General features: G+C 61.2%; 20 protein-coding genes and 1 tRNA gene. 13 read left to right on the top strand and 8 right to left on the bottom strand.

What is annotated here, in order from left to right; genetic code table 11:
- Positions 1-4 precede the first annotated feature (4 nt).
- From EK373_RS31970 to EK373_RS31980, 3 genes are all read left to right on the top strand, one after another.
- Positions 5-451, top strand: coding sequence for an arsenate reductase ArsC (locus EK373_RS31970; RefSeq protein WP_129649437.1), 447 nt, complete (start codon positions 5-7; stop codon positions 449-451).
- Positions 452-717: 266 nt separating this feature from the next.
- Positions 718-1,212: a glutathione S-transferase gene (locus EK373_RS31975; RefSeq protein ID WP_129649438.1), complete on the top strand. Its 495-nt coding sequence runs from the start codon at positions 718-720 to the stop codon at positions 1,210-1,212.
- Between the two features lie 155 nt (positions 1,213-1,367).
- Entirely contained in the window at positions 1,368-2,033 is a 666-nt protein-coding gene (locus EK373_RS31980) for a glutathione S-transferase family protein (RefSeq protein WP_129649439.1), read from the top strand.
- Positions 2,034-2,656: 623 nt separating this feature from the next.
- Here the strand turns inward: EK373_RS31980 and EK373_RS31985 are convergent.
- A complete protein-coding gene (locus EK373_RS31985) occupies positions 2,657-3,433 on the bottom strand; it encodes a glutathione S-transferase family protein (protein WP_129649440.1) in 777 nt (258 codons plus the stop codon).
- Positions 3,434-3,785: 352 nt separating this feature from the next.
- Here EK373_RS31985 and EK373_RS33275 point away from each other — a divergent pair.
- From EK373_RS33275 to EK373_RS32010, 6 genes are all read left to right on the top strand, one after another.
- Positions 3,786-3,891, top strand: a tRNA-OTHER gene (locus tag EK373_RS33275).
- A 10-nt stretch (positions 3,892-3,901) separates the two neighbouring features.
- A complete protein-coding gene (locus tag EK373_RS31990) occupies positions 3,902-4,243 on the top strand; it encodes a hypothetical protein (protein WP_129649441.1) in 342 nt (113 codons plus the stop codon).
- Between the two features lie 551 nt (positions 4,244-4,794).
- Positions 4,795-5,931: an aminotransferase class I/II-fold pyridoxal phosphate-dependent enzyme gene (locus tag EK373_RS31995; protein ID WP_129649442.1), complete on the top strand. Its 1,137-nt coding sequence runs from the start codon at positions 4,795-4,797 to the stop codon at positions 5,929-5,931.
- A 151-nt stretch (positions 5,932-6,082) separates the two neighbouring features.
- On the top strand, positions 6,083-6,856 hold the full coding sequence (locus EK373_RS32000) for a dienelactone hydrolase family protein (RefSeq protein ID WP_129649443.1): 774 nt from the start codon (positions 6,083-6,085) through the stop codon (positions 6,854-6,856).
- A 166-nt stretch (positions 6,857-7,022) separates the two neighbouring features.
- Positions 7,023-7,451, top strand: a complete 429-nt coding sequence (locus tag EK373_RS32005) for a gamma-glutamylcyclotransferase family protein (RefSeq protein WP_129649444.1) — start codon at positions 7,023-7,025, stop codon at positions 7,449-7,451.
- A 28-nt stretch (positions 7,452-7,479) separates the two neighbouring features.
- Positions 7,480-7,677: a hypothetical protein gene (locus tag EK373_RS32010; protein WP_129649445.1), complete on the top strand. Its 198-nt coding sequence runs from the start codon at positions 7,480-7,482 to the stop codon at positions 7,675-7,677.
- 127 nt (positions 7,678-7,804) lie between these two features.
- Here the strand turns inward: EK373_RS32010 and ftrA are convergent, their stop codons facing one another.
- Both ftrA and EK373_RS32020 read right to left on the bottom strand, forming a co-directional pair.
- On the bottom strand, positions 7,805-8,773 hold the full coding sequence (gene ftrA / locus EK373_RS32015) for a transcriptional regulator FtrA (RefSeq protein ID WP_129649446.1): 969 nt from the start codon (positions 8,771-8,773) through the stop codon (positions 7,805-7,807).
- Between the two features lie 341 nt (positions 8,774-9,114).
- Positions 9,115-10,008: a LysR family transcriptional regulator gene (locus tag EK373_RS32020; protein WP_129649447.1), complete on the bottom strand. Its 894-nt coding sequence runs from the start codon at positions 10,006-10,008 to the stop codon at positions 9,115-9,117.
- A gap of 103 nt (positions 10,009-10,111) precedes the next feature.
- On the opposite strand from EK373_RS32020, the gene EK373_RS32025 reads away from it, so the two are divergent.
- A complete protein-coding gene (locus tag EK373_RS32025) occupies positions 10,112-11,002 on the top strand; it encodes an NmrA/HSCARG family protein (RefSeq protein WP_198683817.1) in 891 nt (296 codons plus the stop codon).
- Between the two features lie 108 nt (positions 11,003-11,110).
- Here the strand turns inward: EK373_RS32025 and EK373_RS32030 are convergent, their stop codons facing one another.
- Entirely contained in the window at positions 11,111-12,109 is a 999-nt protein-coding gene (locus EK373_RS32030) for a TolB family protein (RefSeq protein WP_129649449.1), read from the bottom strand.
- A gap of 431 nt (positions 12,110-12,540) precedes the next feature.
- Between EK373_RS32030 and EK373_RS32035 the strand changes: the two genes are divergently transcribed.
- The gene (locus EK373_RS32035; protein ID WP_129649450.1) at positions 12,541-13,386 is read left to right on the top strand and encodes a PA4780 family RIO1-like protein kinase; all 846 of its coding nucleotides are present in this window, start codon (positions 12,541-12,543) and stop codon (positions 13,384-13,386) included.
- 23 nt (positions 13,387-13,409) lie between these two features.
- Here the strand turns inward: EK373_RS32035 and EK373_RS34500 are convergent, their stop codons facing one another.
- The 4 genes from EK373_RS34500 to EK373_RS32055 form a co-directional block, all read right to left on the bottom strand.
- A complete protein-coding gene (locus EK373_RS34500; RefSeq protein WP_129649451.1) occupies positions 13,410-14,036 on the bottom strand; it encodes an RraA family protein in 627 nt (208 codons plus the stop codon).
- Positions 14,037-14,044: 8 nt separating this feature from the next.
- Positions 14,045-15,991 (bottom strand): serine hydrolase domain-containing protein, encoded by a 1,947-nt coding sequence (locus tag EK373_RS32045; protein WP_157994635.1) that lies wholly within the window; start codon positions 15,989-15,991, stop codon positions 14,045-14,047.
- 35 nt (positions 15,992-16,026) lie between these two features.
- On the bottom strand, positions 16,027-17,022 hold the full coding sequence (locus EK373_RS32050; protein WP_157994636.1) for an alpha/beta hydrolase: 996 nt from the start codon (positions 17,020-17,022) through the stop codon (positions 16,027-16,029).
- Positions 17,023-17,113: 91 nt separating this feature from the next.
- The gene (locus tag EK373_RS32055; RefSeq protein ID WP_232831434.1) at positions 17,114-19,897 is read right to left on the bottom strand and encodes a TonB-dependent receptor domain-containing protein; all 2,784 of its coding nucleotides are present in this window, start codon (positions 19,895-19,897) and stop codon (positions 17,114-17,116) included.
- A gap of 297 nt (positions 19,898-20,194) precedes the next feature.
- Here EK373_RS32055 and EK373_RS32060 point away from each other — a divergent pair, with 297 nt between their 5' ends.
- Positions 20,195-21,898 carry a DUF885 domain-containing protein gene (locus EK373_RS32060; protein ID WP_129649455.1) on the top strand — a complete coding sequence of 568 codons (1,704 nt, stop codon included), beginning with the start codon at positions 20,195-20,197 and terminating at the stop codon, positions 21,896-21,898.
- Positions 21,895-23,229 (top strand): peptide MFS transporter, encoded by a 1,335-nt coding sequence (locus tag EK373_RS32065; RefSeq protein ID WP_129649456.1) that lies wholly within the window; start codon positions 21,895-21,897, stop codon positions 23,227-23,229. Before EK373_RS32060 ends, EK373_RS32065 begins: the two co-directional genes overlap by 4 nt.
- Positions 23,230-23,233: the final 4 nt, after the last annotated feature.

A 23,233-nucleotide genomic window follows, 5' to 3' on the forward strand; every position in this document is an offset into this window, starting at 1 on the left:
TTGCATGCAACGCATCCTGTTCCTTTGTGTCGCCAACTCGGCCCGAAGCCAGATGGCAGAGGGACTCGCAAGGCGCGTGCTCGATGGCATCGCAACGGTAAGCAGCGCCGGATCACAGCCCAGCCGCGTCAACCCCTATGCTATCCAGGCCATGGCTGAGATCGGCATCGACATATCGACGCATACCTCGAAGTCTGTAGCTGAGTTGAATGCCGCCGATTTCGACGTGGTCATCACGCTTTGCGCCGAGGAGGTGTGTCCGGTGTTGCCCGGTCGGGTGCAGCGCATGCACTGGCCAACACCTGACCCTGCGCGAACCGAGCTCGACGACACCCCCGAGATCGTATCTCAGAGGTTTCGAGACGCACGGGACGAAATCCTATCGAGGATTCTCGGATATAAAGAGATGCTGACGCGCGGAAGCTTAGTTGGAGAGAACATGGCTACTTGACGAGGTGTTTGCGAGTGGCATGGTCGGTATAGGTGCCCACGCCGCTGCGGGAGGCGAAGTTCCCTAGCGCCTCGAAGCTCACCGTCACCGGATTGGCGCCAATCGGCTACCGAGACTCCCGGGCATACTTCGCCCCATGCAGACGCCCCACCCCGTCCTGTACTCGTTTCGGCGCTGCCCCTACGCCATCGGGCACGACTGGCGCTCGACGTCAGTTCCCAAGCCGTTGACGCAGAGAAGTCGAGCTACGCGATAAGCCAGCCGAAATGTTGCGCGCGTCGCCGAAGGGCACCGTGCCGGTACTGATCGACACCGACGGCACGGTGATCGACGAGAGTCTCGACATCATGCTTTGGGCCCTGCGTCGTAGCGATCCCGAGCAGTGGCTGGCGCCGGAGCGGGACGATTTCGCAAAGATGCAATCGCTGATCCGCCACTTCGATGAGCATTTCAAGGGGCATCTCGATCGATACAAGTATCCGACTCGATTCGCCGACGCGGATGTGGAGCACAGCCGGGGCGAAGCCATCGTCAGCCTGCAGTTGCTGGAATCGCGGCTTCAGTTATCGAGCAATCTGTTCGGAAATCGAGTAGCACTGGCAGACATGGCGATCGCACCATTCGTCCGCCAGTTCTCCAGAGTCAATCCGTCGTGGTTCGCGAGTCAACCGCTGCCGAATGTGATGCGCTGGTTGGCCGCCATTCTGGGGTCGCCTCGATTCGTTCGGATCATGCGGCCGAGAGCCGTTCTCGCTCGTTGAGCTGCAGACAGCTCGGTCGCCAGCGACTCGATACTTTCGCGATACCCTCAACGCGTGTCATCGAGCCTGCTGATCCAGATAGTCGCGGCGCGCGTGTACTCCGCTGCGCAATCCGAATACAGTACTGTCGCGTTCGTTAATTATGGTGTCGCTCCATGAATCAGCCAGCCGCTAAAATCGAGCTGTGGCACTGCGCAGACACGCGCTCGTTCCGAGTCCTCTGGGTGCTCGAGGAACTCCGCTTGCCGTATCAGCTGCATCTGCTGCCTTTCCCGCCGCGCGCTCGCATGCCCGAGTATCTCGAGATCAATCCATTGGGAACGATTCCGTCGATGCGAGACGGTGACACATTTATGACAGAAAGCGCAGGCATCGTGCAGTACCTGGCGACACGCCATGCGCCCAATGAGCTCGTGGTTGGAGTAGAGGATCGTGCGTACGGCAGCTGGTTGAACTGGTTGCATTTCGGTGAGGCCACTCTGACTTTCCCGCAGACGCTGATCATGCGCTATCGCAAGCTCGAACCTGGGCGCGCAGAACAGGTCGCTGACGACTACGCACGCTGGTTTATGAGTCGCCTGCGACAAGTCGATCGAACCTTGCAAGCCACCCCCTGGTTATGCGCGGGACGTTTCACGGCGGCGGACATTTCGGTCGGATACGCGCTTCTACTCGCCGATTTCCTCGAGCTTTCCAGTCGCTTTCCCCAAGCGGTCGCGGAGTACTGGTTGCGCTTGCAAGCCCGGCCAGCATTTCAAGCAGCCAAGGGAGCCCAAAAAGGTAGCTTGGCAGCAGAACTCGCGTCGCTACAGCACGCGTGAGCTGCGAGTAGCGAACTCACCAAGCCTCGTAGCCCCGAAGCGTCACATCCGCAAGCTTCGCGCAGAAGGCGCGACGCTCCTACTCAGCGATGTTATGAATCGTACTTTCTCTAAGGAACCAGCCCACCAACGCGTAAGTAAAGAGTGTGGCAACCGAATCGGCATCCTTACGTATTGTCCAAGAATTCAATCGCGTTGAGTTTCGCCGCTTTTCCGGCGAAACTCCAACACCGTGGAGAGAGCCTATCTCACCGATAGTTCGGCCGAACTCTGCCTCGCTGTCGGACCGAACCTCAGTCAGTGCGCTGCGACGCTTCGATAAAATAAGTCCTCAAACCCGCCACGCTTCCAGCCCTTTGGGCATGTTTCTATTCTCGTTCCCAACCTCGCGATTTCCCTGATCGTTTATCCTGACTCTTAATCAGTTGGTTATAGGTCCGAGTCCTATACGGCCACCACTTTCCTGCGTTGAATTCCGAGAGTTATGTTTCGAGGCGACTACGAAATTCCCGCCTCTATAAAACTCTCTGTAAAACTCCCTTTGATTCGCCCGCCTGCTGCCGCGCAGTCGGCGTCCAGCCACTCGAAGCCCATGTCTCGGTGTTGATTCATCGTCCCATTGATCATCTTTCCGAGCCCACGCGCGGTCCTGATGGCGCGTGCTGAGGCAAGGCCGGCAGCGGACCGATCAAGCCATCTGGCCGTGCTTTCGCCAGCATCCGCTGGTACGCCGGACGCGCTTCAACTTTCGTTTTCCACGCGGCGACTTTGGGGAATTGAGCGGCGTCGACGATGTTGAGCTTGGTCGCCACATCCAGCGGAAATTTCATCATGATGTCGGCCCCTGAAAACTCGGCGCCACCGAACCAGGGATGTTTCGCCAGATACTCTTCAGCGAACTGCACGACTGCTTCGGAGTCCACCAGCGGCGAACGCTGCTTAGGCGGGTTGGTGCGCCAAGCGCGGTAGTCCGAGAACAATCGAGCTGCCAGCGACCCCTCCGCGTAATGCATCCACATCACGTAGTAGGGATAGTCCGGCGCATCGAGCGCGGGCCGCAGAACCCCCGCTGCTGCATGACGGTCGAGAATCGTTTCGATGATCGCACCGGACTCGACGAGGATCTGATCGCCATACTTCACTGTCGGCGCCATTGGTACGATGGGGCTGAGCGCACGAATCGCAGCCATCGAACCGGCGAGATCTCCTCGCCTGAACTCCAGCCGGTAAGGCAGCTGCAATTCCTCCATCAACCAGACGATCCGTTCCGACCTGCGGCCCTCGAGGTGATATATCGTCACTTCGGGCATGGGGATCGGCTTCGCCGACCCGGTTGAAGTCGACGTCGCACATCCTGTGAGCACCACCGCAGCCAGCATGCATACGATCGAGCGATTCATTCAGGTCCCCCTTGATGCTTCTAGAACACTCGCAGCGTGCGACTCCGTGGGGACGGCGGCAATGGGCTAGACATATCTTTTCCGACCTCACCGGATTGGCGATGCGGGTTTCCCGTGAAATCGCGCCATAGGGATCAGCAACGAGGCCTTGTTCGCCGGCCGCGCCGCCCAGTGGCATGATGATGCTTCCGGCTCAGGCGTCGATCACTTGAACTTCAACTGCTGTGGAGCGAGCCTATATTGCCGTTGGTTCGAGCAAACTCTGCCCTCGCTATGGGGCCGGACCTCGATCGGTCTGCCTCGCAGGCTCTATACAGTAAATCCTCAAACCCGCCACACTTCCAGGCTCTTTGGGCACGTTTCTATAATATTCCCGCTCCCAACTTCGCGATTTCCGTGATCGTTTATCCTGACTCTTGATCAGTTGGTTATAGGTTCGAGTCCTATACGGCCCACCACTTTCCCCATTTGAATTCTGCGACCTTCGATCTGCGCGTCGAAGGAAATCGGCTCGGCATCGATATTCAGGAAAGCGCGAAGTGGAGTGGCTACTTCATTCCGATGGTGTCGCTGACGCAGCTACAGGTCGGGTACTACGGGGACATCACCGAGCGGAACATCGCCAAGGGCCTGCTCTCCTGGTGGGGGGACGGGCGCGCGTGTAGCGCGAGCGGATGGTTCGTGGTAAATGATGTGACATACGTCGCCGGCGCGATCACGGCGATCGATCTGCGGTTCGAGCAGCGGTGCGAGCTGTCGTCGACGGCGGCGCTGCACGCCAAGCTGCACTGGCGGAGCGACAACCCCTGAGCCTCGGGCTCACTCACTCATTCGCACGTGTTCTTTCTTGCTGGCCATCCACGCGGATCGGGCTGGCCATCTTCTGTTTTTGATCTGATGCGGCTCGACGAAACGGGCCCCGACGGCCGCGCATCCAAGCGCTCATTGCCCCGAGGGTGCACGTCGCAGTGACACCGTCCTTCGCACGTTTTTAGTTGCAGCCAAGATTGAGGAAACTCGAGGGCGATCCAGCCGACGTCCGCGTGGAAATCGTCACCGATCTGAAGCATTCCAATCTGGTCGGAGGTGAGGTGGATCTGGCGATCCGCTACGGCCGAAGCTGTTCGTCGATCATCGGTGCTCGCGCCAGCGCGGCGGCATGGACGTGTCGTAACGACTCGCTTCTGGACATCGGTCGGCCTTGCGCCTTTGCGTGCGCTTCAAGTTGGCGTAGATTGATCGCTAAGTGTCGCTTCTGCCAACCGTGCGCCCTGCGGCACGCTCCGACAATAGGCGATGATCTTCGTCCGCTTTTCGGGCCGCGCGGCGCACGCAGCGTCCCGCTCTCTGGGCCCACATCTATGACTGCCCTGCCTCCCTTTGAGCTCGAGTGTTACTTCGCCCGCTGGGAGTTCGCCGCCAAATACCATATGACGGCTTCGGACGCCGAGAGCATGTCGGTGCCGGAACTCCTCGCCATGGCTGCGCCCCACGATCGCGCCGCATACGAGAATCTTTGGCTGGGCTACACCGAAACCAGGGGGCTGCCCGCGCTGCGCGATGTGATTGCAAGCACGTACGCAAACCGACGCGCCGATGAAATCCTCGTCACGACCGGCGCAGAAGAGGCTATCTACGCCACACTCCAAACGGTGCTCGAACGCAGCAGCCACGCCATCGTCGTCACCCCGAACTACCAATCGCACGAGACCATCGCGCAATCCCTCTGCGATGTCACTGGAGTGCCGTTGAACGCCGACGACGGTTGGTCGCTCGATATCGATCGTGTCGCCGCGGCGGTCCGGCCGAACACACGATTGATGCTGATCAACTTTCCACACAACCCCACCGGGGCGATCCTGTCGCGGGAGCGTTTTGACACATTGGTCGGCCTGTGCCGCCGGCACGGCATCTACCTGTTCTCCGATGAAGTATTCCGGTTGCTCGGGCCAGAAGGCACGGAACATCTGCCCCAAGTGGCGGATGTGTACGAGCGAGGCATCTCTCTTGGAGTCATGTCCAAGGCCTACGGGCTGCCCGGGCTTCGCATCGGTTGGCTTGCCAGTGCCGATCGGGAAATTCTCCGACGGATAGAACACACCAAGCACTACCTGTCCATCTGCAACGCCGGCCCAAGCGAGCGCTTGGCCATCATCGCACTGAAAGCGCGCGACCGGATCCTCGCCCGCAACTGCAGTATCGTCACGCAAAACCTCCAGATTCTGGATCAGTTCTTCGCAGAACATCTCGAACTGTTCGAGTGGACCCGACCACAGGGCGGGTGCATCTCCTACCCACGCTACCTGGGTTCGGAAGGCGTCGAACGCTTCACCAGCGACCTCGTTGAAACCGCGGGTGTGCTGCTGGCGCCGGCCAGCATCTTTCAGTCGAACCTGGGGCCTACACCAACTGATCGCTTCCGTATCGGCGCAGGCCGCCGCGGCATCGGCGAGGGATTGGAAGCGTTCTGCGGCTACCTCAAACGTCGTCGAGCATGACAAACACGTTGCCGCGACATGATATCGACGCAATCCGGCGAGTCTTCGACATGGACGAGATTGTCGAAGCGATGCGCCGGGCGTTCAGCGCTTACGCCCGAGGAAAGATCGGCGTCGAATCCGCAGCGAACTTTGAACTTTGACCACGACCATGATGCACAAAGAATTGGTGCAGTATCGAGACGGAGAAACCGTGTGCGAGGCCTACGTTGCGCACGCGGGGCGCCCGAACAAGCAGCCGTGTGTACTGATCGCACACGACTGGAGTGGCCGATTGCCCCATGTGGATCGCATGGCCGATGAGATGGCTGCGCACGGGTATGTAGGGATCGCGATCGATATATACGGTCACGGCAATCGTGGTCGCATCGAAGCCGACAACAGTGCGCTGATGGCTCCATTCATCGAAGACCGGGCGCTCCTGCTGCGCAGGCTGCAATCCGCGCTCGATGCGGCGGCATCGCTGCCGTTTGTCGACTCACACAGAGTGGCGATAGTGGGGTATTGCTTTGGCGGACTGTGCGCACTGGACCTGGCGCGCAGCGCAGATCCCCGCCTGGCGGCCGCAATCAGTATCCATGGAGTGCTGTCGAAACCTCCAGGCGTCACTCAGCGCATCAGCGCCAGCGTTCTGGTGCTGCACGGCTGGGAAGATCCCTATGCGCGCCCTCGCGAGGTTCTCGAACTAGCTCAGGAGCTGACGCAAGCAGGAGCAGACTGGCAGTTGCACGCCTACGGCCACGCTCTGCACGCTTTCACGGCGGAGAGCCTGAATGACCCGGCGAAGGGTCTTGCTTATCACCCCAAGGCGGCGGCTCGTGCCCGACACGCGCAGATCTCGTTCCTAGCAGAGACTCTTGCGAGTCATCGCCAGCCTGGGGATGCCGCTCTTGACCGGCCGCTGCGTGAATCGAATTCGGCCTGATCGTGCCTTCGGCCTCGGGAGCAGAGCTGCGACGAGAGGTGAGCAACACAGCGTCGGCCGCGCGACGCTGCATTGTCACTTCCTTTGCGATTCTCGCCGTAGCGCCGCTGGTTGAGCGTGGACTGGGCATTAAGCTTGTTGCATCTCTCCTCGCAGGGTCATCACGATGCATCGCTTCGTCCCGGTCTTCTTCTATGGTGGTTTGATCAATCCAAAGATGCTGGAAAAGCTGGGCGTGAGCGCGCGTACGCAAGCCGTCGCCGTACTGCTTGGCTACCAGTTGACGATCTCACCGTGGGTGAATGTCGAACCCAGTGACGGTGGCCAGGTCTACGGCGTCGTCATGGACATGACGCAGGCGGAGCTGGATAAGATCTACTCGCAGCTCAAGGTGAAATACGTTCCCGTCGCGGTCACGGTCTCTCAGGGGGATCAGACGGTCACGGCACTCAGCTACATTGCCGATGAGCCGATGATTCCGGCCCAGGCCGAGGAAGGACATGTTCGCATGTTGCTCGACGCGGCAGAGCAGCGTCAGTTTCCCGAGTGGTATCTGGAGCGAATTCGCTCGTATCTGCCGCCGCACTCCAAGTAATCGATGCAAGGGAACTGCGCTGCAATCGTTGCAGGATCGTCTGGATCGCTACCAAGCCGATTCACGCGCCCGGCAGAATCCTGCGACGACGGCGGCACTCGAGGCAGTGATTGCCGAGCTTCGCATCAGTCATCCGCCGGGCGGCTACATGCAGCCCGGCGACGCGTTCCCGGATTTTTCAGTCGCTCGGATGAATCGTCCAGCATTCAACGGTGACGACACGTAAACGATGTCGCAGCGGCTGCGTCGTGGTAGCTGCCACCGCGAATCCTGCCGTCGGCGCGCAACTGGTTTGCATCTTCGAGGACGACTCGGAGCCGGGTAGCTCAGAGATCGCCAGTCAGCGTGAGGATTCAGCCAATGTGCTCGCTGAAACGTTTGCGATATGCCGTCGGACTGATGCCGAGCCGGCGGCGGAAGTGATGGCGCAGATTGGTCGCCGTGCCCAGCCCGCATTCCGACGCGATGATCTCGACCGATAACGCCGTTGCTTCGAGCAGCTGCCTGGCGCGATCGACGCGTGCCGCCAGCAGCCAGTCAACGGGAGTGACGCCGGTCTTTTGTTTGAAGCGGCGCATGAAGGTCCGGGTGCTCATCGCGTGCAGCTGCGCCAGCTGTTTCAACTGGCACTCCATGTGTAAATGTTTGGACATGTGCTGAAGCGCGGAGGAAATACGATCGCGATGCTGGGTCAACACGGGGCGCTCGATGAACTGCGCCTGGCCGCCGTCGCGGTGGGGCTGCACGACCAGGCGGCGGGCGACCTGGTTGGCGATGTTCGAGCCATAATCGCGCCGGACAAGGTGCAGGCAGGCATCGAGCCCGGCTGCGCTGCCTGCCGAGGTGATGACCTGGCCTTCGTCGACATATAGAACATCCGGATCGACCGAGACGCGCGGAAACCTGCGACGAAACGCTTCGACGAAACGCCAATGCGTCGTCGCTCGCTTGCCGTCGAGCAAGCCCGTCGCGGCCAATACGAATGAACCTGCGCAGATCGAGAGCAGCCGAGCGCCGCGATCATGAGCAAGGCGCAGTGCTTGAATGAGGTCGTTGGCAATGGGCGCGTCGACGACGCCCTTCCATCCAGTGACCACGACGGTGCCGGCATCGCGCAGCCGCTCCAGCCCCGCATCGGGCCGGATCTCGATACCGTACTCGCCTTTGAGCACGCCGGGCTCCGCGCCTGCGGTCTCGAAGCGATACCAACCCGGTTCGAATTCCGGGCGGAGCAGCCCGAACACCTCGGCGGCACAGGAGAACTCGAAATTGCTGAGACCATTGTAGACGAGCGCGACGACCAGGGGATTCGATGGAGCCATGACGAACGACGCTGCGGTGGCAAGATGTGAGCACGTGTGCAAATCATGCCAAGACGCGCTCGCGAATGAAGCAATCGGCCCGAAAACTGGCGCGAAGTTACCGATGGATGGCGTCTTATTTGCGAGATGCGTAAGCGCCGCTGCTTGGCAGTTCATTAGCGAACGATGTCACTCGCACCGATGGTGCATCGGCGATGTCTTCCTGCCGCGCAGGCCGACTCGAACCGCGACGATGACGGGTGTAGGTCCACTTCGGTGCGACCAACGCTCGGTATCATTGCGTCAGCGTATCCGGCGCCGACATGCGGCCTTTGATCGCTCGCTTGCCAGCGGTGCTGTTGCTACAGCCCGCCGAGTCGCAGCCGTGAGACGAGGAAATCCACGAACGCTCGTACCTTCGCGGGCATGGACGCCGAGTCTTGCCAAAGCACGTGGATGGGCACGGCAGTGGGCTCGAACGCTTCGAGGACGAGGCGGACTTTTCCGGTGTCCACCAGATCTTTGATCTGCCACAACGGTGAATAGCCGAGTCCGAGTCCATTCATCACGGCCGCGTAGATCGCGGACATGGCGTTCGATCGAAACGCGCCATGCACAATCACGCTGTGTGGCTTGTCGTCGACATGGAATCGCCACAGGCCCGGGCGCGAGTCCACCGTCCTGACGAGGCAGGAGTGACGGGAGAGATCGGATGGATGCTCTGGAACGCCATGGCGGTCCAGATAGCTCGGCGCCGCGAACACGACTCGGCGCAACGATCCCAATCGTCGTGCTCGCAAACTCGAGTCCGGCAGATCACCGATGCGAACCGCGAGGTCGAGTTGCTCGGCCGCGAGATCGACGAACGCATCCGACAGCTCCAGATCGACGCGTACTTGGGGATACTGCAACATGAACTCCGCAATGATCGGCACCAGATAGCTGGGGCCGAAAAGAACCGGCGCGCTGATGCGTAATTTTCCGGCGGGCTCGGCGATGCCGCGCGTAGCGGCAAGCTTTGCTTCGTTGACGCTGACGATTGCCGGTTTCACGCGCTCATAAAACTCCAGACCTGCTTCGCTCGCGGACGAGCCTCTGGTCGTGCGCTGGAGTAATTCGATGCCGACGTCCTGCTCCAATGCCGCCAGCGAGCGGCTGACCGACTGCAGCGATCGCCGCAAGCTCGCGGCCGCGGCGGTCAAACTGCCATTCTCCACGATCGCAATGAATGCTTCGAAGTCTTCGATCCGGCTCATCACTCTCTCGAAAATCGACAGGCAGCCTCACGCCGTCTGGTGATTGTTGGGGTGGGGAAGGAAATCTACTCTGGATGGCCTGAAGTCACCAATGGAGTCTCGCATGTCGAAAGGTCCGATCGTTCTCGTCGTCGGCGCGACGGGAAAGTATGCGCGCCTGGTCGTTCCAGAGTTACGCAACCGGGGTGCCGTGGTTCGCGCACTGGTCAGAGCCGAAAGCCGCGCGCAGATCGCTCGCGAGAATGGAGCGGACCAAATCTCGATTGGAGATTTGCGCGATCCGGTAAGCCTGGAGCGCGCGTTGCCGGGAGTGACTGGCGTGTTTCATATCGGTCCGGTGTTCGCAGCCGATGAGGCTCGGATGGGGGTGAATCTGGTCCAGGCCGCCGAGCGCGCCGGTGTGAAGAAGTTTGTGTTCTCGTCGGTGATTCAACCGACCAATACCGAACTAAAGCATCACGTAGCGAAGGTTCCGGTAGAGAGCGCACTGTACAACTCACGCTTGCAGTACACCATCCTGCAGCCGGTGAACTTCATGCAGAACATCGGTATGGCGTGGCCCGCGATCGTGTCGAAGCGCGCATTTGCTGAACCATTTCCGGCCGACGTTCGCATCGCTCGTGTCGATTATCGGGATGTCGCGGAAGTGGCGGCGATCGCACTGACCGAGGAGCGGCTGGCGTTTGCCACGTTGCAATTGAGTGCGGGCATGTACGATCGCCGGCAGATCGCGGCAATGATCTCAGATGAGCTTGGCGAGCTGATCGAGGCGCGTGAGTTGAGCTTTAATGAGTGGGTAGCGGTGGCGCGGCCGCCGTACGGTATTCAAGAGTTGCAGGCGCTCGCTACGGTTTACGCGCACTACTCGCGCTATGGCCTCGGAGGCAACAGCGTGTCTTTGTCGGCAGCTCTGCAAAGGGAGCCTCGCTCGTTGCGAGCGTACATTCGCGAGTGTGCTAACGCGACTGCGGCTCAGCGCGCGAGAGATGCATAGATGAGTGGTGCCGATCGCGCGGCTTCGTGGGCCGGCGCCTGCACGGCGCGTGATGTTAGGAACAATCCGATGGGTCCGGCCAATCCGCTGACGGCCGCCCCGAGAAATTCATCGCCTCGCATCGAGCCACGGCGCAAGCGACAAGCTCCAGATATTATAGTTGCCGTTATCCCATGACTGCATGCGCGCGAGATCGGCGCTCGCTTGAGATTGGGTGCGGGGGAAAGTGATCGGTAGGACGCGTTCGCTGCTGAAATAGAGCGTGCGATGATCAGGGCTCAGCCGCGGTTCTGCATCCGAGCCGGGGCTGTTGACGCCACCACCCATAGACTGAGGATCGCTCCAGCCGTCACCGGTACGAAAAGCAATGAACAGATCGATGCTGCGCTTGGGCACGCGACCCGAGCCGAAGATGACGAATGACTCGTCGGCCGCGACCGCCGGATCGACATCGCTGGCAGTGCCGTCGCTAAATGGTAAGGGCTGCGCCAGGGCATAGGCGCCGTCGCGATACTGCGAACGGAACAAGCGGAACTTGCCGGTCTTCGTATCTGTGGTCATGAACCACACGCTACCATCGCCAGTCACGCTCGGCGCGAACGTCGTCGTATTCGTGTTGACCGCATCCGACAAACGCACTGGCTCGCCCCATCCATTGCCTCTGCGGTCGACGCGCCAGATATTGCCGCCTTTTTGCGGGCCGCCATTGTAAGTTGCCTCGATCGACTTACCGCCCGGTTTCATCGGTCGATTCGACACGAATGCGAGCCAGGAACCGTCCGGCGCGAATGCGGGCTCCATATCGTTCCACTCACCAGAAAACGCAGCGATCCGCGGCTCGGACCAACGCCCGTCGACGCGGGATGAGAACAGGATCGTTGATTGCGCGGCACTGCTGCGCCCGAAATAGACGGAATTGCCGTCGGGGGCAAAGGCAGGCGCCGAATCGTGTGCAGAAGCGGAGATCACGGCGGGAGCGAAAACTTCCGGTGCCGTGGTGTGTGCATCAGGTATTGACGCCGGCCCGGCTGCCGCAAGGTCGCCGCATCCGGCCACAAGCGCTGAACACACAATTGTAACAATCGCAAGCGTCGTGGGGAGTTTCATGCGAATTCTGTGGCGTGAATTGAGTGCCTCATTACTGTACCGGATGCAGTCCGTCGAGTAGTGTTTCGACGCGACGAAATGCGGTCTCGATCGGCGTAGTGTCCAAGAATTCAATCGGGTTGAGTTTCGGCGCTTTTCCGGCGAAACTATACGGACCGAACCTCGATCAGCACCCCGCAGCCTCTATAGAACAAGCCCTCAAACCCGCCGCGCTTCCAGGCTCTTTGGGCATGTTTCTATAAAATTCCCGATCCTAACCTCACGATTTCCCTGATCGTTTAGTATGACTCTCAATCAGTTGGTGATAGGTTCGAGTCCTATACGGCCCATCACTTTCCTGCTTTGAATTCTGCCAGTTACTGCTAGATTCGAGGCGACTGCGAAATTCCCGCCTCTATAAAACTCCCTATGCTTCGCCTGCCTCACCTCGTATGAGACTTCCCGCCGCGCTCCAGGAACTGCTGGACGAGGGCATCATCGATGCTGTCGTTCGACAATTGAAAAGCGGCAAGGAAGCGTCCGTTTATGTGGTTCGCTGCGGCGATCAGACGCGCTGTGCCAAGGTCTACAAGGACATGGCTCAACGCAGCTTTCAGCGACGTGCCCAGTACCAAGAGGGTCGGAAGGTGCGCGGCAGTCGCGAGTCTCGCGCGATGGCAAAGAGCACCCGCTACGGCCGCAAGGAACAGGAGAGCGCATGGAAGAACGCCGAGGTCGACGCGCTCTATCGGTTGTCCGGCGCGGGGGTGCGTGTGCCGCAGCCGTTCGGATTCTTCAACGGCGTCCTGATCATGGAGATGGTGACGGACGCTTACGGCGATAGCGCGCCGCGGCTGGGTGAGGTGGAGTTGTCAGCCGCGGTGGCGCGCGACTACCACCGATTCCTCATCGGCCAGATCGTGCGTATGCTCAGCGCAGGTCTGATCCACGGCGATCTGTCGCAGTTCAACGTGCTGATCGGCGAGCAGGGACCCGTCATCATCGACCTGCCACAGGCCGTCGATGCGGCGGGCAATAACAACAGCTTCGCGATGCTCGAACGGGACGTAACGAACATCACAGAGAAGCTGGGCCAGTTCGCACCAGAGCTGCTGGAAACGAGATTCGCCCATGAAATGTGGACGCTGTTCGAGCAGGGCGAACTGAAGCCGGACAGCGAATTGACGGGTATTCATATCAGGGATGAAACACCGGCGAATCTCGATCAGGTCGTGTCCGCTATCGAAGATGCACGCTACGAGGAAATGGCACGCCGCGAACGCGAGGCCGCCGAGTAACGCCGGAGGCTCCGCAGTGTCACTCACGTTCCCACGAGCCTTTCCCACTTTGCAACTGACGCCTCGATCCAAGACTGTCGCGGCTTGCCGGTCGATATTTCGGCTCGCATCGATGCTTCTGCCGCAAGGCGCGCTGCAACGAGATTCGTGACCTCATCGAGCCGAGAAGCATCGAAACATACGAGGCCATCCTCGTCCGCAACGACAATATCGCCGGTGCAAATGACCTGGCCGCCAATGGCCACCGGGCTTCCTATGCGACCCGGCCCCTCCTTGGAAGGACCACGGTGGCTGGTTCCGCGGGCAAAGCAGGCAAAAGGTTCGGGCCCGCGGAAGGCAGCGACATCTCTGACGGCTCCGTCGATGACAAATCCCGACATGCCGCGCTGTATGGCGTAACTTCTCGACAAGTCACCCACCAATGCACGTTCGAGGCAGTGCCCTCCGGCGACGATCAGGACGTCGCCCGCTTGCGCACGCCCAAGCGCCACGTGGATGGCGAGATTGTCGCCGGCGCGCGTCTCGACAGTGAACGCCCGGGCAACGAGACAGGCGTGCCCGCAGTCATAGCGGTTCAGACCAGAGACGCCTCCCATTCGACCCAGCGCGTCTCCCACGACGGAAGCACCAGCTTGCCTCAAGACTTCCATAGCCACGCTCACCCGAGTCTCAGCCCCAGCAGATTCCAATAGTGCAGCAAGACGACGAACAGAACTGCGCAGGCACAGTGGACCGATGGCCAGGCGAGCCCACGCACCGAACGCCGCTTGGTAGCCATCACAACGAGGATCAGCAACAGCGCCAGAGTGAGCGCCGCCACGGCGATGCCTATCGCAACTCCGACGAATAGTCGGGTAGGAACGCCTCGCGCCATGATTGGCGCGAGACCTCCCGCCATCACCGAGCCGAGCAGCAGCGTCGTCATGACGATCAGCACACCGAGCAGTGCGAGAAGCGTCTTCAGCCGTGCGTCCGCGCTCGAGCCGATATTTTTCTTGCGAAACGCGTCGCGAACTGCAGCAGCCGCACTGATCAATATCAACAACAACCCGACAGCATGCCAGCGCGGATCCGCGAACCACTCGATGCGCCGCATTGGCACCAGCGACGATTTCAAGCTAAAGCCGTCGATACGTCCCTGCGCACGCTGAAATACAACCCGCTCGCCAAGCGAGTTCTGAAATACATCGGGCGCGACGGGCATCCACTGTTCACGCGCGAGCAGTAACGTGCCGTTCGCCATCGGCTTGACCGTCACCGGCAGCGACCCCAGCAATTTTTCGAATGTCGTGAAGGAACGTCGTTCGCTTCGATAAGCACCGGCGTACTGCGCCAGCTGCGGCCAGTCGCTATCGTTCGGCGCAACACGTGGCCGCGTAGCCGGCAAGTACCGGTCGATAAATGCGCGCACGAACTCGCGCCGTGCATATCCGCCCTCTTGGCTGTTGTAGACGACGAACAATCCCAAGCCCGCATCGGGCACCAGCATCAGTTCGCTTTGCGTGTAATTCGTCGAGCCATCGTGACGGAGAATGCGACGGCCATTGCGGCGCCCATCCATCAAGCCCAAAGCCATTCCGTCCAGAGCGTCCGATACTTGCGCGCTATGCTGCTGCATGACTTGAACGGTGCGTTCTTCGAGAATGCGCGCATCATCCAAAACGCCGCCCTGAAGGTGTGCGAGCATAAGTTTTCCGATGTCGTCGGCGGTCGCAATCATGCCGCCGGCGGGTCCGCTCGGCGCCATATCTTCCACAGCTCCGGTCATCCGGCCGTTCCTATAAACGTAACCTCGAGCTCTATTGGAAAGCGCTCCACTGCCTGCGTCAGCGAACACGCTATCTCGCATGCGCAGGGGACTGAGAATGTTGTCAGCCGCGTACTGCGCGAAACTACGATTCGAAATGCACTCCACCACATGCGCCGCCAGCAGTGCGCCCCAGTTGGAATACGGCCTCGCGGCGTGGGCGAGATCCTGTGGAGGCGGGAGCACCCGAGCTGGCATGTGACTCGCGAGAAACGCCCCCAGCGACGAATATTTGCTCGCGACCTGCGGAGCGAACGGAGCTCCAACCTCTTCGAACCCCGCCGTATGCGTGAGCAGATGGCGCATCGTCACCGGCGCGGTAGACGTGTCAGGTATCTTGAACCGCAGCAAATAGCGGTTCACATCGGCATCCAGATCGAGCCTGCCCTGCTCCACGAGCTGCATGACAGCCGTCCAGATGATCACTTTCGAGATCGAACCGACCGTGAACCGCGTCTTCAGAGGATCGACGCTCGTCCGCTGCTCCAGATCGGCGTATCCGTAACCTTTTCCGAGCAGCACTGCGCCATCCTTGACCACCACGACGGCGGCGCCGGCGAGCTTATGAGCCGAGAACTGCGCCGCCATTACGCCGTCGAAGAATATTTCCAGTTCGCGCGGCTCCAGAGCCCGTTCAGGCAACGCGACCGGTTCGGATCCTTCGGCCGCGCGTTGCTGAAGCTCCGGCACAGAGACCGAGGCGAGATCGACCATTTCGGCGCGCACACCGGATGCAGGAACCGTGAGCAACGCGGCTGCAAGCGCCGCCACCCGTAAACAAACGTCCCATGGATACATGCATTCTTTCCGCTGGCGCTTCGATGGAGCGTCGCTCAGCCTTTCGGCCGCGAGCCGAGCACGATCGGCAGCATGCGATTGATGAGCACCGGCACCACCGAGATGTGATTCTCTCCTTGGATCTCCATGAACCGGGTTCGCAAACCCGACTTCTCCAGCGGTTGCAGCTTTTGATACAGCTCGCGTGCGCCGCTGACGATGCGAGCGCGTTGCAGCTGAGGCGCCAGTTTCTCGGCCACGGCCGGATTGAGCGACGGCGGCATCTTTTCGTCGTACTCGGCGACGTACAGCAGCAAGTGGGCATCGACCTGGCGCTTGTCCTGTGCCGCGATGAAACGTTCGGCTGAGTCGAGAACGTATCCGCCGTTGAAGCCCAGGCTCGGGCTGCCGCATACATAATCGCGGAAGGCTTGCGGCTGCGTGAACAGCACGTGCAGTGCGAAGGAACAGCCCAGCGAATGGCCGAACAGCGTGCGCCGCTCGTCATCGATCTTGACCCGGCGTTTGATCCAGGGATCGAGCTCCTCGCGCAGGAATCCAAGGAATTGCATCGCCCCACCCATCTTCGGTGGCTCCACGCCCGGCGGCATTTCCTCGCGCAGCGGAACATCGGGCACGAAGTCGTAGAAGCGACGATGCGCGTTGAACGGCGTATCGCCGGGATAGGCGACGCCCACGATCACCGCCTGGTTGATGCCGGTGAACTGCGGCTGCCGGCCCTGCAAGCGAATCGCGTTCGCGAGCGGTTCAAACCAGGCGTTGCCGTCGAGGACATAAACAACGGGCCAACCAGACGCCGGCGCCTGCCCGACCGGCAGATAAACGAATATCCGATAGTCCTGGCCCGCCTTGGAGCGCATCGCGTGCTCCTCGGTGTTGGGCACAGGCACCGGCCGCGCGACCTCGGCCTCATTCGCCAGTGAGGTTCGAGACCACACCGAGGCAGCGATCCCAAGCAGCAGCGCAAGCGCAAGGATCAGGAAAGGGACCTGGGCTCGCGCCCCGCCGAAGCTCGCTATCGTCGTCTGCATTGATTGCTCCATCGATGATTCAAAAAGCGGCGCGTCGGTCCCACCACCGGCGCGCCAGTCGGCGATCCTTACGATCGCCCCTCTCGCAGTCTCAAAGACTGATGCGCACTCCGCCATAGAAGTAGCGCCCGATCGTGTCGTATAGCCCCGGGTTGGTGGCGAGCGCGGAGATGGCGAACTCATAGGGCACGATCGCGGGATCGTTATCGAACACGTTGTTCACACCGGCGAAGAGCTCGAGCGAGCCTGCACCGAGTTGCAGCGGCACGCGCGCCGACAAATCCAGATACCATTCGGCGGCAATCGAGTTGTCCTCGATGTCCTCCGGTCCATAGGTATTGTCGTACTTGCCCGAACCGATGTAGCGCACCTGCCCCGACACACCGACATGATCGGTCGCATAAGAAACATTGGCGTTCCAGCGCAACTTCGGCAGCCCCGAATTGTCACGGCGCAATTCGCCGGCTCGGTCGATCCTTTCCAGCGCACGCGTATCGCTCTGTTCGATCAGATAGCCGCCGAGCACGCTGACGGTAATGTTTGCATCGCCGCTCTCGAATAACGCAGGCGCGCTGAAGCCGTAGCGCGCCTGCCAATCGACACCCCGATTGCGAAACTCTGCGACGTTCAGACCGGAGCTGGTGATGCTCGCGAGCTGACCCGATGCGTCTCGCTGCACGCCAGCGCAATAGCTGTTTGGATAACTGCCGCCGTAACAGCCGTCCAGGATCGTAGGCACCGGAACCCCCAGCAGAATCGCATCGGCGATCCGGATGTCGTACCAATCGAGCGAAAGGTTGAGGCCGGGAACGGCCGGCGGCGCTACGATCAAGCCTGCGGTCCGGGTCCGCGCCGTCTCTTCATTGAGATTCGGATTGCCGCCGGTGAGCACGCGAATGAGCCCATTCGAGGCCGCGAAATTGGCAGGCAAGCCAGCGGCGGCGCAGGACTGCGCGTAGGCCGGATTGGCCGCTTGGCTGGCCGCATCGCAGGGATCGACCGGAGTGAAGAACGACACGCCCTCGGGCGCGAACAATTCCGCGATATTGGGTGCGCGAATATCTTGCGAGAGCGAACCTCGAAAAGTAACGGAGTGCGCCGTATCCCAAACGAAACCCAGCTTCCATGTCTCGACGCTGCCGATCGTGTCGTAGTCGGTGAGTCGCGCAGCGGCGCTCAGTTCGAGGCTGCGGGCGAAGCTCTGCTGCGTGAGAACGGGCAGCAGTATTTCGGCAAAGGTCTCCTTCACCGAGAACTCGCCCGACAGCGCCTGACCGGTGCCCAGCAAGAACGCCCCGGCAGCCGTCACGTCGTCGCCGGCGCCGGTGTATTGCTCCTTCCGGTACTCCACGCCGGCGGCGATCGACAGCGGCCCCGCCCACAGCTCCCAGGGTTGACCCCGAATTTCAGCCGACCCTACGGTCTGGCTCTGCTCCTGCGTGAAGAACGAAGTTCCAGAAACATAGTCGATCGCGGCGGCGCTCGGCGCACCGAAGCCGAATAGATTGATCGGTTGACATCCTTGCGCAGCCGCCGCCGTGAGCGGATTCAGCGTCGCACGACAGACGATCTGTCCATTGGCATCGCGGATGGCATCGGCGGCAAAGGCAAATCGTGCGGGCATGAAATTGTTGCTCAGACGCTCGGTCGAATCCGCCTCGCCATATTGCACATAGGTTTCCCAAGACCAGGCTGCGCCGAACTCGCCCGCCAGTCCGAGCACCGCGCGCCGCATCCGTTGCTCACGGTTGGTGCGGATGAACCCCATGTCCGTGTTCAGTCGTCCCAGCGCGAATGCTGGAATCTGATTGTCCTGCAGCAGTGTTCGCAACTCATCGGGAAGAAACGCGTTGTCGGCGCGCACCGGCAAATTACCCAGGACGAAAGATTGCACCACGTCGGAGTGCGCGTCTGTCAGCGCATATCCGCCTTCGAAGAAGACCCGCACGCGCTCGGTGAGATCCAGATCGGCGGACATGAAAGCGTTTTTGCGCTCGTACGGTTGCGACAGCGCCGCGTACTGGCCGAAGTTGGCGCCGTCGCCGCCGATCATGTAAGGCGGAGAAACGATCGAACCTCGCTCGAACGGGGCCAAGCCGCCGCCTGGCGTGAATTGCAGATTAGCGACCGGACCGGGCCCGAGGATCAGCCCGCCCTCGGTAGCGATCGTCAGATTGGCATCCGGGCGGATGAGTCGCGCCGGAATGCCATCAGTCGGGCCGGTGTCGGCCGGATTGCGAATGACGCCCCAGCGGCGTGCGCCCCAGTCGCGATCCTTCTGATCGGCGATACCGGCGCTCTTCTGGTATTCGGCGGCTAGCAGCACGTGGCCGCGCCCCGCGAAAAAGTCATCGCCCGCGGCCAAAGCAAAACGAGTGTCGCCGGCATCGCCCTGTTCGGCAGCTCCATACTGCGCAGTCGCCCGCACGCCCTGCAAATCTTTGGCGTAGATCACATTCACCACACCCGCGACGGCATCGGAGCCCCAGGCTGCGGAGGCGCCGCCAGTGACTGTCTCGATGCGCTCCAGTGCCACACTCGGCAACACGCTCACATCCACGGACCCGCCGACAGTCGTCGGTGCGTGCCGCCGCCCATTCACCAGCACGAGTGTGCGCTTAGGCCCGAGCGCGCGTAGATCGAGAAACGCCGAGCCCGCACCCCCTGAAGAATCATTGGCTGCGGGACTGACGCCGGCCAGAAACGCCGGCGACTCGTTGACGAAGCTCGCCACGTCGGTGGCGCCGCTGATCAGGAAGTCCTCCGCGGTGAGCGACATTACCGGCGTAGGCATCACGGCGTTCTCACGACGTATGCGAGAAGCCGTCACCACCACCTCCGCCACTTCCTGCAGTTCCTGATGGACATCCGCCATCGGCGATTCCGCAGCGTGCAGGACCGCCGCGGGCCAGCCTAGCACCGCGGCAGCACACGCTGTCGCAAGCGGGGCTCCCCCCGAGTTGAGTCGACCATGGCCACGTCGTGTACGCATGAAGCCTCTCCCCTGTTTTTTGTTCGATTGACGCGCGTCGCGTGCAGCGCCGCGCTTTCGAGATTGGAGCACGCGATTTTCTCAGTTGCAAATATTTTTCTTTTTTTGAAATTTCATGTTGCCAATTCTGCTAATACCGCGCGATAGTAGCAACCGCACGATTCATGGGGAGCGGGCCAGATGACTGAGCCGACGAGGGCTGGGACCACAGCGGCGATCGCGCTTGCGCTCGCATCCATGCTGACCTCACAGGCGGCAAACGGCGACCAAGCGCAGCGTACGATTGCGGAAATTGCTGCTGCCCTGCGCGCCAGCCGTCACTCCGAGCCCGGAGCTCTCCCGGACAACACCGCGGCGGCACTCCGCTCGCGTCATGAAACCGAAGACCGGCTCCACGAGCAGTTGCTCACACTCAAAGAAGCGCAGCTGCAGCCAGCAGCCGCAATCGCTTTCGAGGCCCTGCGAGCAACCGTCGAAGCCGAGCGCGAGGTACGCGTGTGCCGACGCGAGCTGTGGAACGTCGATCACATCAGTGGGTGGCATATTCAGCTCGGTGCGTGGGCCGAGCGTCAGCCAGTCGATTCGCCAGCCGCGCGCTCGCGGGCGCTCGCTCGATGGCAACAAGTCCAAGGCTTCATCCATCGCGAAACGGCACTGCTGCGAGCTGGACTCGATCTCGGATACTCGGCGCCCCAAGCCGTGGTACGACGCGTCGTACGGCAACTCGATGATCAGCTGGAATCCGCGGCGGCTTCATCGCTCGCCTCGCCCGCGAAGCGCACCGACGACGCCAATTTCGCTCGCGACCAGCAGCTGATCTTGCAGAAGGACGTGCTGCCCGAACTGCGGCGCTATCGCGATTTCTTGCGCGACGAGTATGTGCGCAAGGCTCGTAGTTCGATCGGCGTCTCATCGTTGCCGCACGGCCGGGACTGCTATCGCGCCCTGCTCAGAAGAGAAACGAGCCTGGGCAGCTCGCCCGAAGAGATCTTCGAGCGCGGCCAGAAGATGATCGAGGAGAACCGAGCCGCGATCGTCGAGCTCGGCGCCTTGCAGTTCGGTACTCGAGATGTCACGCAGATCATGGCGCGGCTCCAGGCGGATCCAGCCAATCGGTTCGACTCACCCGAAGCGGTGCTGCAGTTCACGCGCGAAGTGACGGAACGCGCTCGCGAGGCATCGAAAGGCTTATTCATCGCACTTCCTCGAGCGCCACTGGAAGTGGTCGCCTTCCCAACGTATCAGCGCGACAGCGGCATGAACCCGTATTACTCGCCCTCGCGCGACGCTGAGCCCGCTCGCTATCTGGTCAATCTGCAAACCTGGCGCGACAACGCCCGGAGCCAGGTCGAAGTCACGAGTGTGCATGAGGCGTGGCCCGGCCATCACGTACAGATCTCGCTCGCTCAGTCGCTGCCGTATGGCAATGAGTTGCTCGCCGTCGCGCGCTTTCCTGCGTACATCGAAGGCTGGGCCCGTTATGCAGAGCGGCTCGCTGATGAATTCGGGATGTACACCACTGCGCACGCGCGCATTCTCTGGCGAGCGAAGCCGGGCTTCGGCATGGTCGTCGACCCAGGATTGCATGCTTTCGACTGGCCGCGCGAGCGCGCCCTCGAATTTCTCATGTCGAGCGGACTGTTCCCGAGCGAGCAGAGCGTGAACGACATGATCGATCGCATCGCCGTCATGCCGGCGCAGCTCACTGCATACGACACGGGCGGTTCTGAAATCCTGAGTCTGCGCGAGCTGGCACGCGAGCGGCTAGGCAAGAAGTTCGATTTGCGCCAGTTCCATGCCCAGCTTTTGGGAATGGGATACGCACCGCTCGGTACGGTACGCAAGCTCACCCTGCAATGGATCGAGCGCTCGGAGCAGCCATGACGCAGTTCGCCTCGCAAAGCGAGCCTGTTCCAGCAGACGCCCAGCCAAGCCTTGACGCGAGGACTCACCTCGGCTCGGCACAGTGGTTCGGACAACCGCGCGGGCTGACGATCCTGTTCCTCACAGAAATGTGGGAGAAGTTCTCCTACTTCGGCATGCGCGCGATGCTGGTCTACTACATGACCCAGCAGCTCATGTTCTCTCAGCCCCGCGCGTCGCTGATCTACGGCCTGTACACGGGCGCAGTGATGTTGACGCCGTTGGCAGGGGCGGCGCTGTCCGATCGCTGGCTGGGTCGCCGCCGCGCAGTCGTCCTGGGATGTCTGATCATGACCCTGGGCCACTTCATGATGGCATTCGAGCCGCTCTTCTTCGTGGCGCTCGCCATCATTGCCGCCGGCAGCGGATTGTTTCTACCGAACCTGCCGAGTCAGATCGATGGGCTCTACGCTGCTACCGATCCGCGACGCAATTCGGCATTCAGTGTCTACTACGTGGGAATCAACACCGGCGGATTACTTGCGCCACTGGTCTGTGGAACCATTGGCGAGCTGTTCGGCTGGCACTGGGGATTCGCAACGGCAGGCTTGGGAATGGTCGTCGGCCTGCTCATATATATCGGCGGCGCCGGTTACCTCCCGCCAGAAGATCCGCGTTCAGCAACGCGACTCGCGCGGGCGCAATGGACCAGCGAGGAAGACCGCAAACGCGCGTACGCCCTGCTCCTCGCACTCGCGCTCATCGTGATGGTATTCCGAGCCAGCTACGAACAGATCGGCAACACCATCGCCACGTGGATCGACGCCGGCGTGGATCGCGGCGTCGGCGACTTCACCATTCCGATGACCTGGTTTCAATCGCTGAATCCTTTGCTGGTGTTTACGTTGACACCGCTGCTCGTGGCTCGATGGACCGCGCAGGCAAAACGCGGCAAGGAAGCGCCTGCGCTGGCCAAGATGGCGAGCGGAGCCGTTCTGGTTGCGAGCGCATGGTTCCTGCTGTCGTGGGTCGCCCTGACGCTCGATGGCGCACCTCGAGTGAGCTGGCTGTGGGTGGCGCTATTCTTTGCGCTGATGACGGCCGGCGAGCTGTATGTGTTTCCTATCGGACTTGCGCTGTTCGCTCGCATTACGCCCGCGGCATTCACCGCGACGGCCATCGCGGTGTGGTATCTCGCCGGCTTTGCCGGCAACCTGCTCGGCGGCGGCGCTGGCACGCTGTGGGTACACCTTTCACATGCGCAGTTCTTTGCGCTCATGGGCGTGATTGCCGCTTTCGCCGCTGCACTCTTCGTGGGTTGCAAACGATTCATGCGCCTGCCTGCGCGTTGAGGTC

This window comes from Peristeroidobacter agariperforans (assembly GCF_004138335.1).
In the GTDB taxonomy this organism is placed as follows: domain Bacteria; phylum Pseudomonadota; class Gammaproteobacteria; order Steroidobacterales; family Steroidobacteraceae; genus Steroidobacter; species Steroidobacter agariperforans.

Excerpts from the sequence above, each read along its gene's own strand:
- EK373_RS31970 (WP_129649437.1), top strand. The coding sequence starts at position 5 with ATGCAACGCATCCTGTTCCTTTGTGTCGCCAACTCGGCCCGAAGCCAG.
- EK373_RS31975 (WP_129649438.1), top strand. The coding sequence starts at position 718 with ATGTTGCGCGCGTCGCCGAAGGGCACCGTGCCGGTACTGATCGACACC.
- EK373_RS31980 (WP_129649439.1), top strand. The coding sequence starts at position 1,368 with ATGAATCAGCCAGCCGCTAAAATCGAGCTGTGGCACTGCGCAGACACG.
- EK373_RS31985 (WP_129649440.1), bottom strand. The coding sequence starts at position 3,433 with ATGAATCGCTCGATCGTATGCATGCTGGCTGCGGTGGTGCTCACAGGA.
- EK373_RS31995 (WP_129649442.1), top strand. The coding sequence starts at position 4,795 with ATGACTGCCCTGCCTCCCTTTGAGCTCGAGTGTTACTTCGCCCGCTGG.
- EK373_RS32000 (WP_129649443.1), top strand. The coding sequence starts at position 6,083 with ATGATGCACAAAGAATTGGTGCAGTATCGAGACGGAGAAACCGTGTGC.
- EK373_RS32005 (WP_129649444.1), top strand. The coding sequence starts at position 7,023 with ATGCATCGCTTCGTCCCGGTCTTCTTCTATGGTGGTTTGATCAATCCA.
- ftrA (WP_129649446.1), bottom strand. The coding sequence starts at position 8,773 with ATGGCTCCATCGAATCCCCTGGTCGTCGCGCTCGTCTACAATGGTCTC.
- EK373_RS32020 (WP_129649447.1), bottom strand. The coding sequence starts at position 10,008 with ATGAGCCGGATCGAAGACTTCGAAGCATTCATTGCGATCGTGGAGAAT.
- EK373_RS32025 (WP_198683817.1), top strand. The coding sequence starts at position 10,112 with ATGTCGAAAGGTCCGATCGTTCTCGTCGTCGGCGCGACGGGAAAGTAT.
- EK373_RS32030 (WP_129649449.1), bottom strand. The coding sequence starts at position 12,109 with ATGAAACTCCCCACGACGCTTGCGATTGTTACAATTGTGTGTTCAGCG.
- EK373_RS32035 (WP_129649450.1), top strand. The coding sequence starts at position 12,541 with ATGAGACTTCCCGCCGCGCTCCAGGAACTGCTGGACGAGGGCATCATC.
- EK373_RS34500 (WP_129649451.1), bottom strand. The coding sequence starts at position 14,036 with ATGGAAGTCTTGAGGCAAGCTGGTGCTTCCGTCGTGGGAGACGCGCTG.
- EK373_RS32045 (WP_157994635.1), bottom strand. The coding sequence starts at position 15,991 with ATGTATCCATGGGACGTTTGTTTACGGGTGGCGGCGCTTGCAGCCGCG.
- EK373_RS32050 (WP_157994636.1), bottom strand. The coding sequence starts at position 17,022 with ATGCAGACGACGATAGCGAGCTTCGGCGGGGCGCGAGCCCAGGTCCCT.
- EK373_RS32055 (WP_232831434.1), bottom strand. The coding sequence starts at position 19,897 with ATGGCGGATGTCCATCAGGAACTGCAGGAAGTGGCGGAGGTGGTGGTG.
- EK373_RS32060 (WP_129649455.1), top strand. The coding sequence starts at position 20,195 with ATGACTGAGCCGACGAGGGCTGGGACCACAGCGGCGATCGCGCTTGCG.
- EK373_RS32065 (WP_129649456.1), top strand. The coding sequence starts at position 21,895 with ATGACGCAGTTCGCCTCGCAAAGCGAGCCTGTTCCAGCAGACGCCCAG.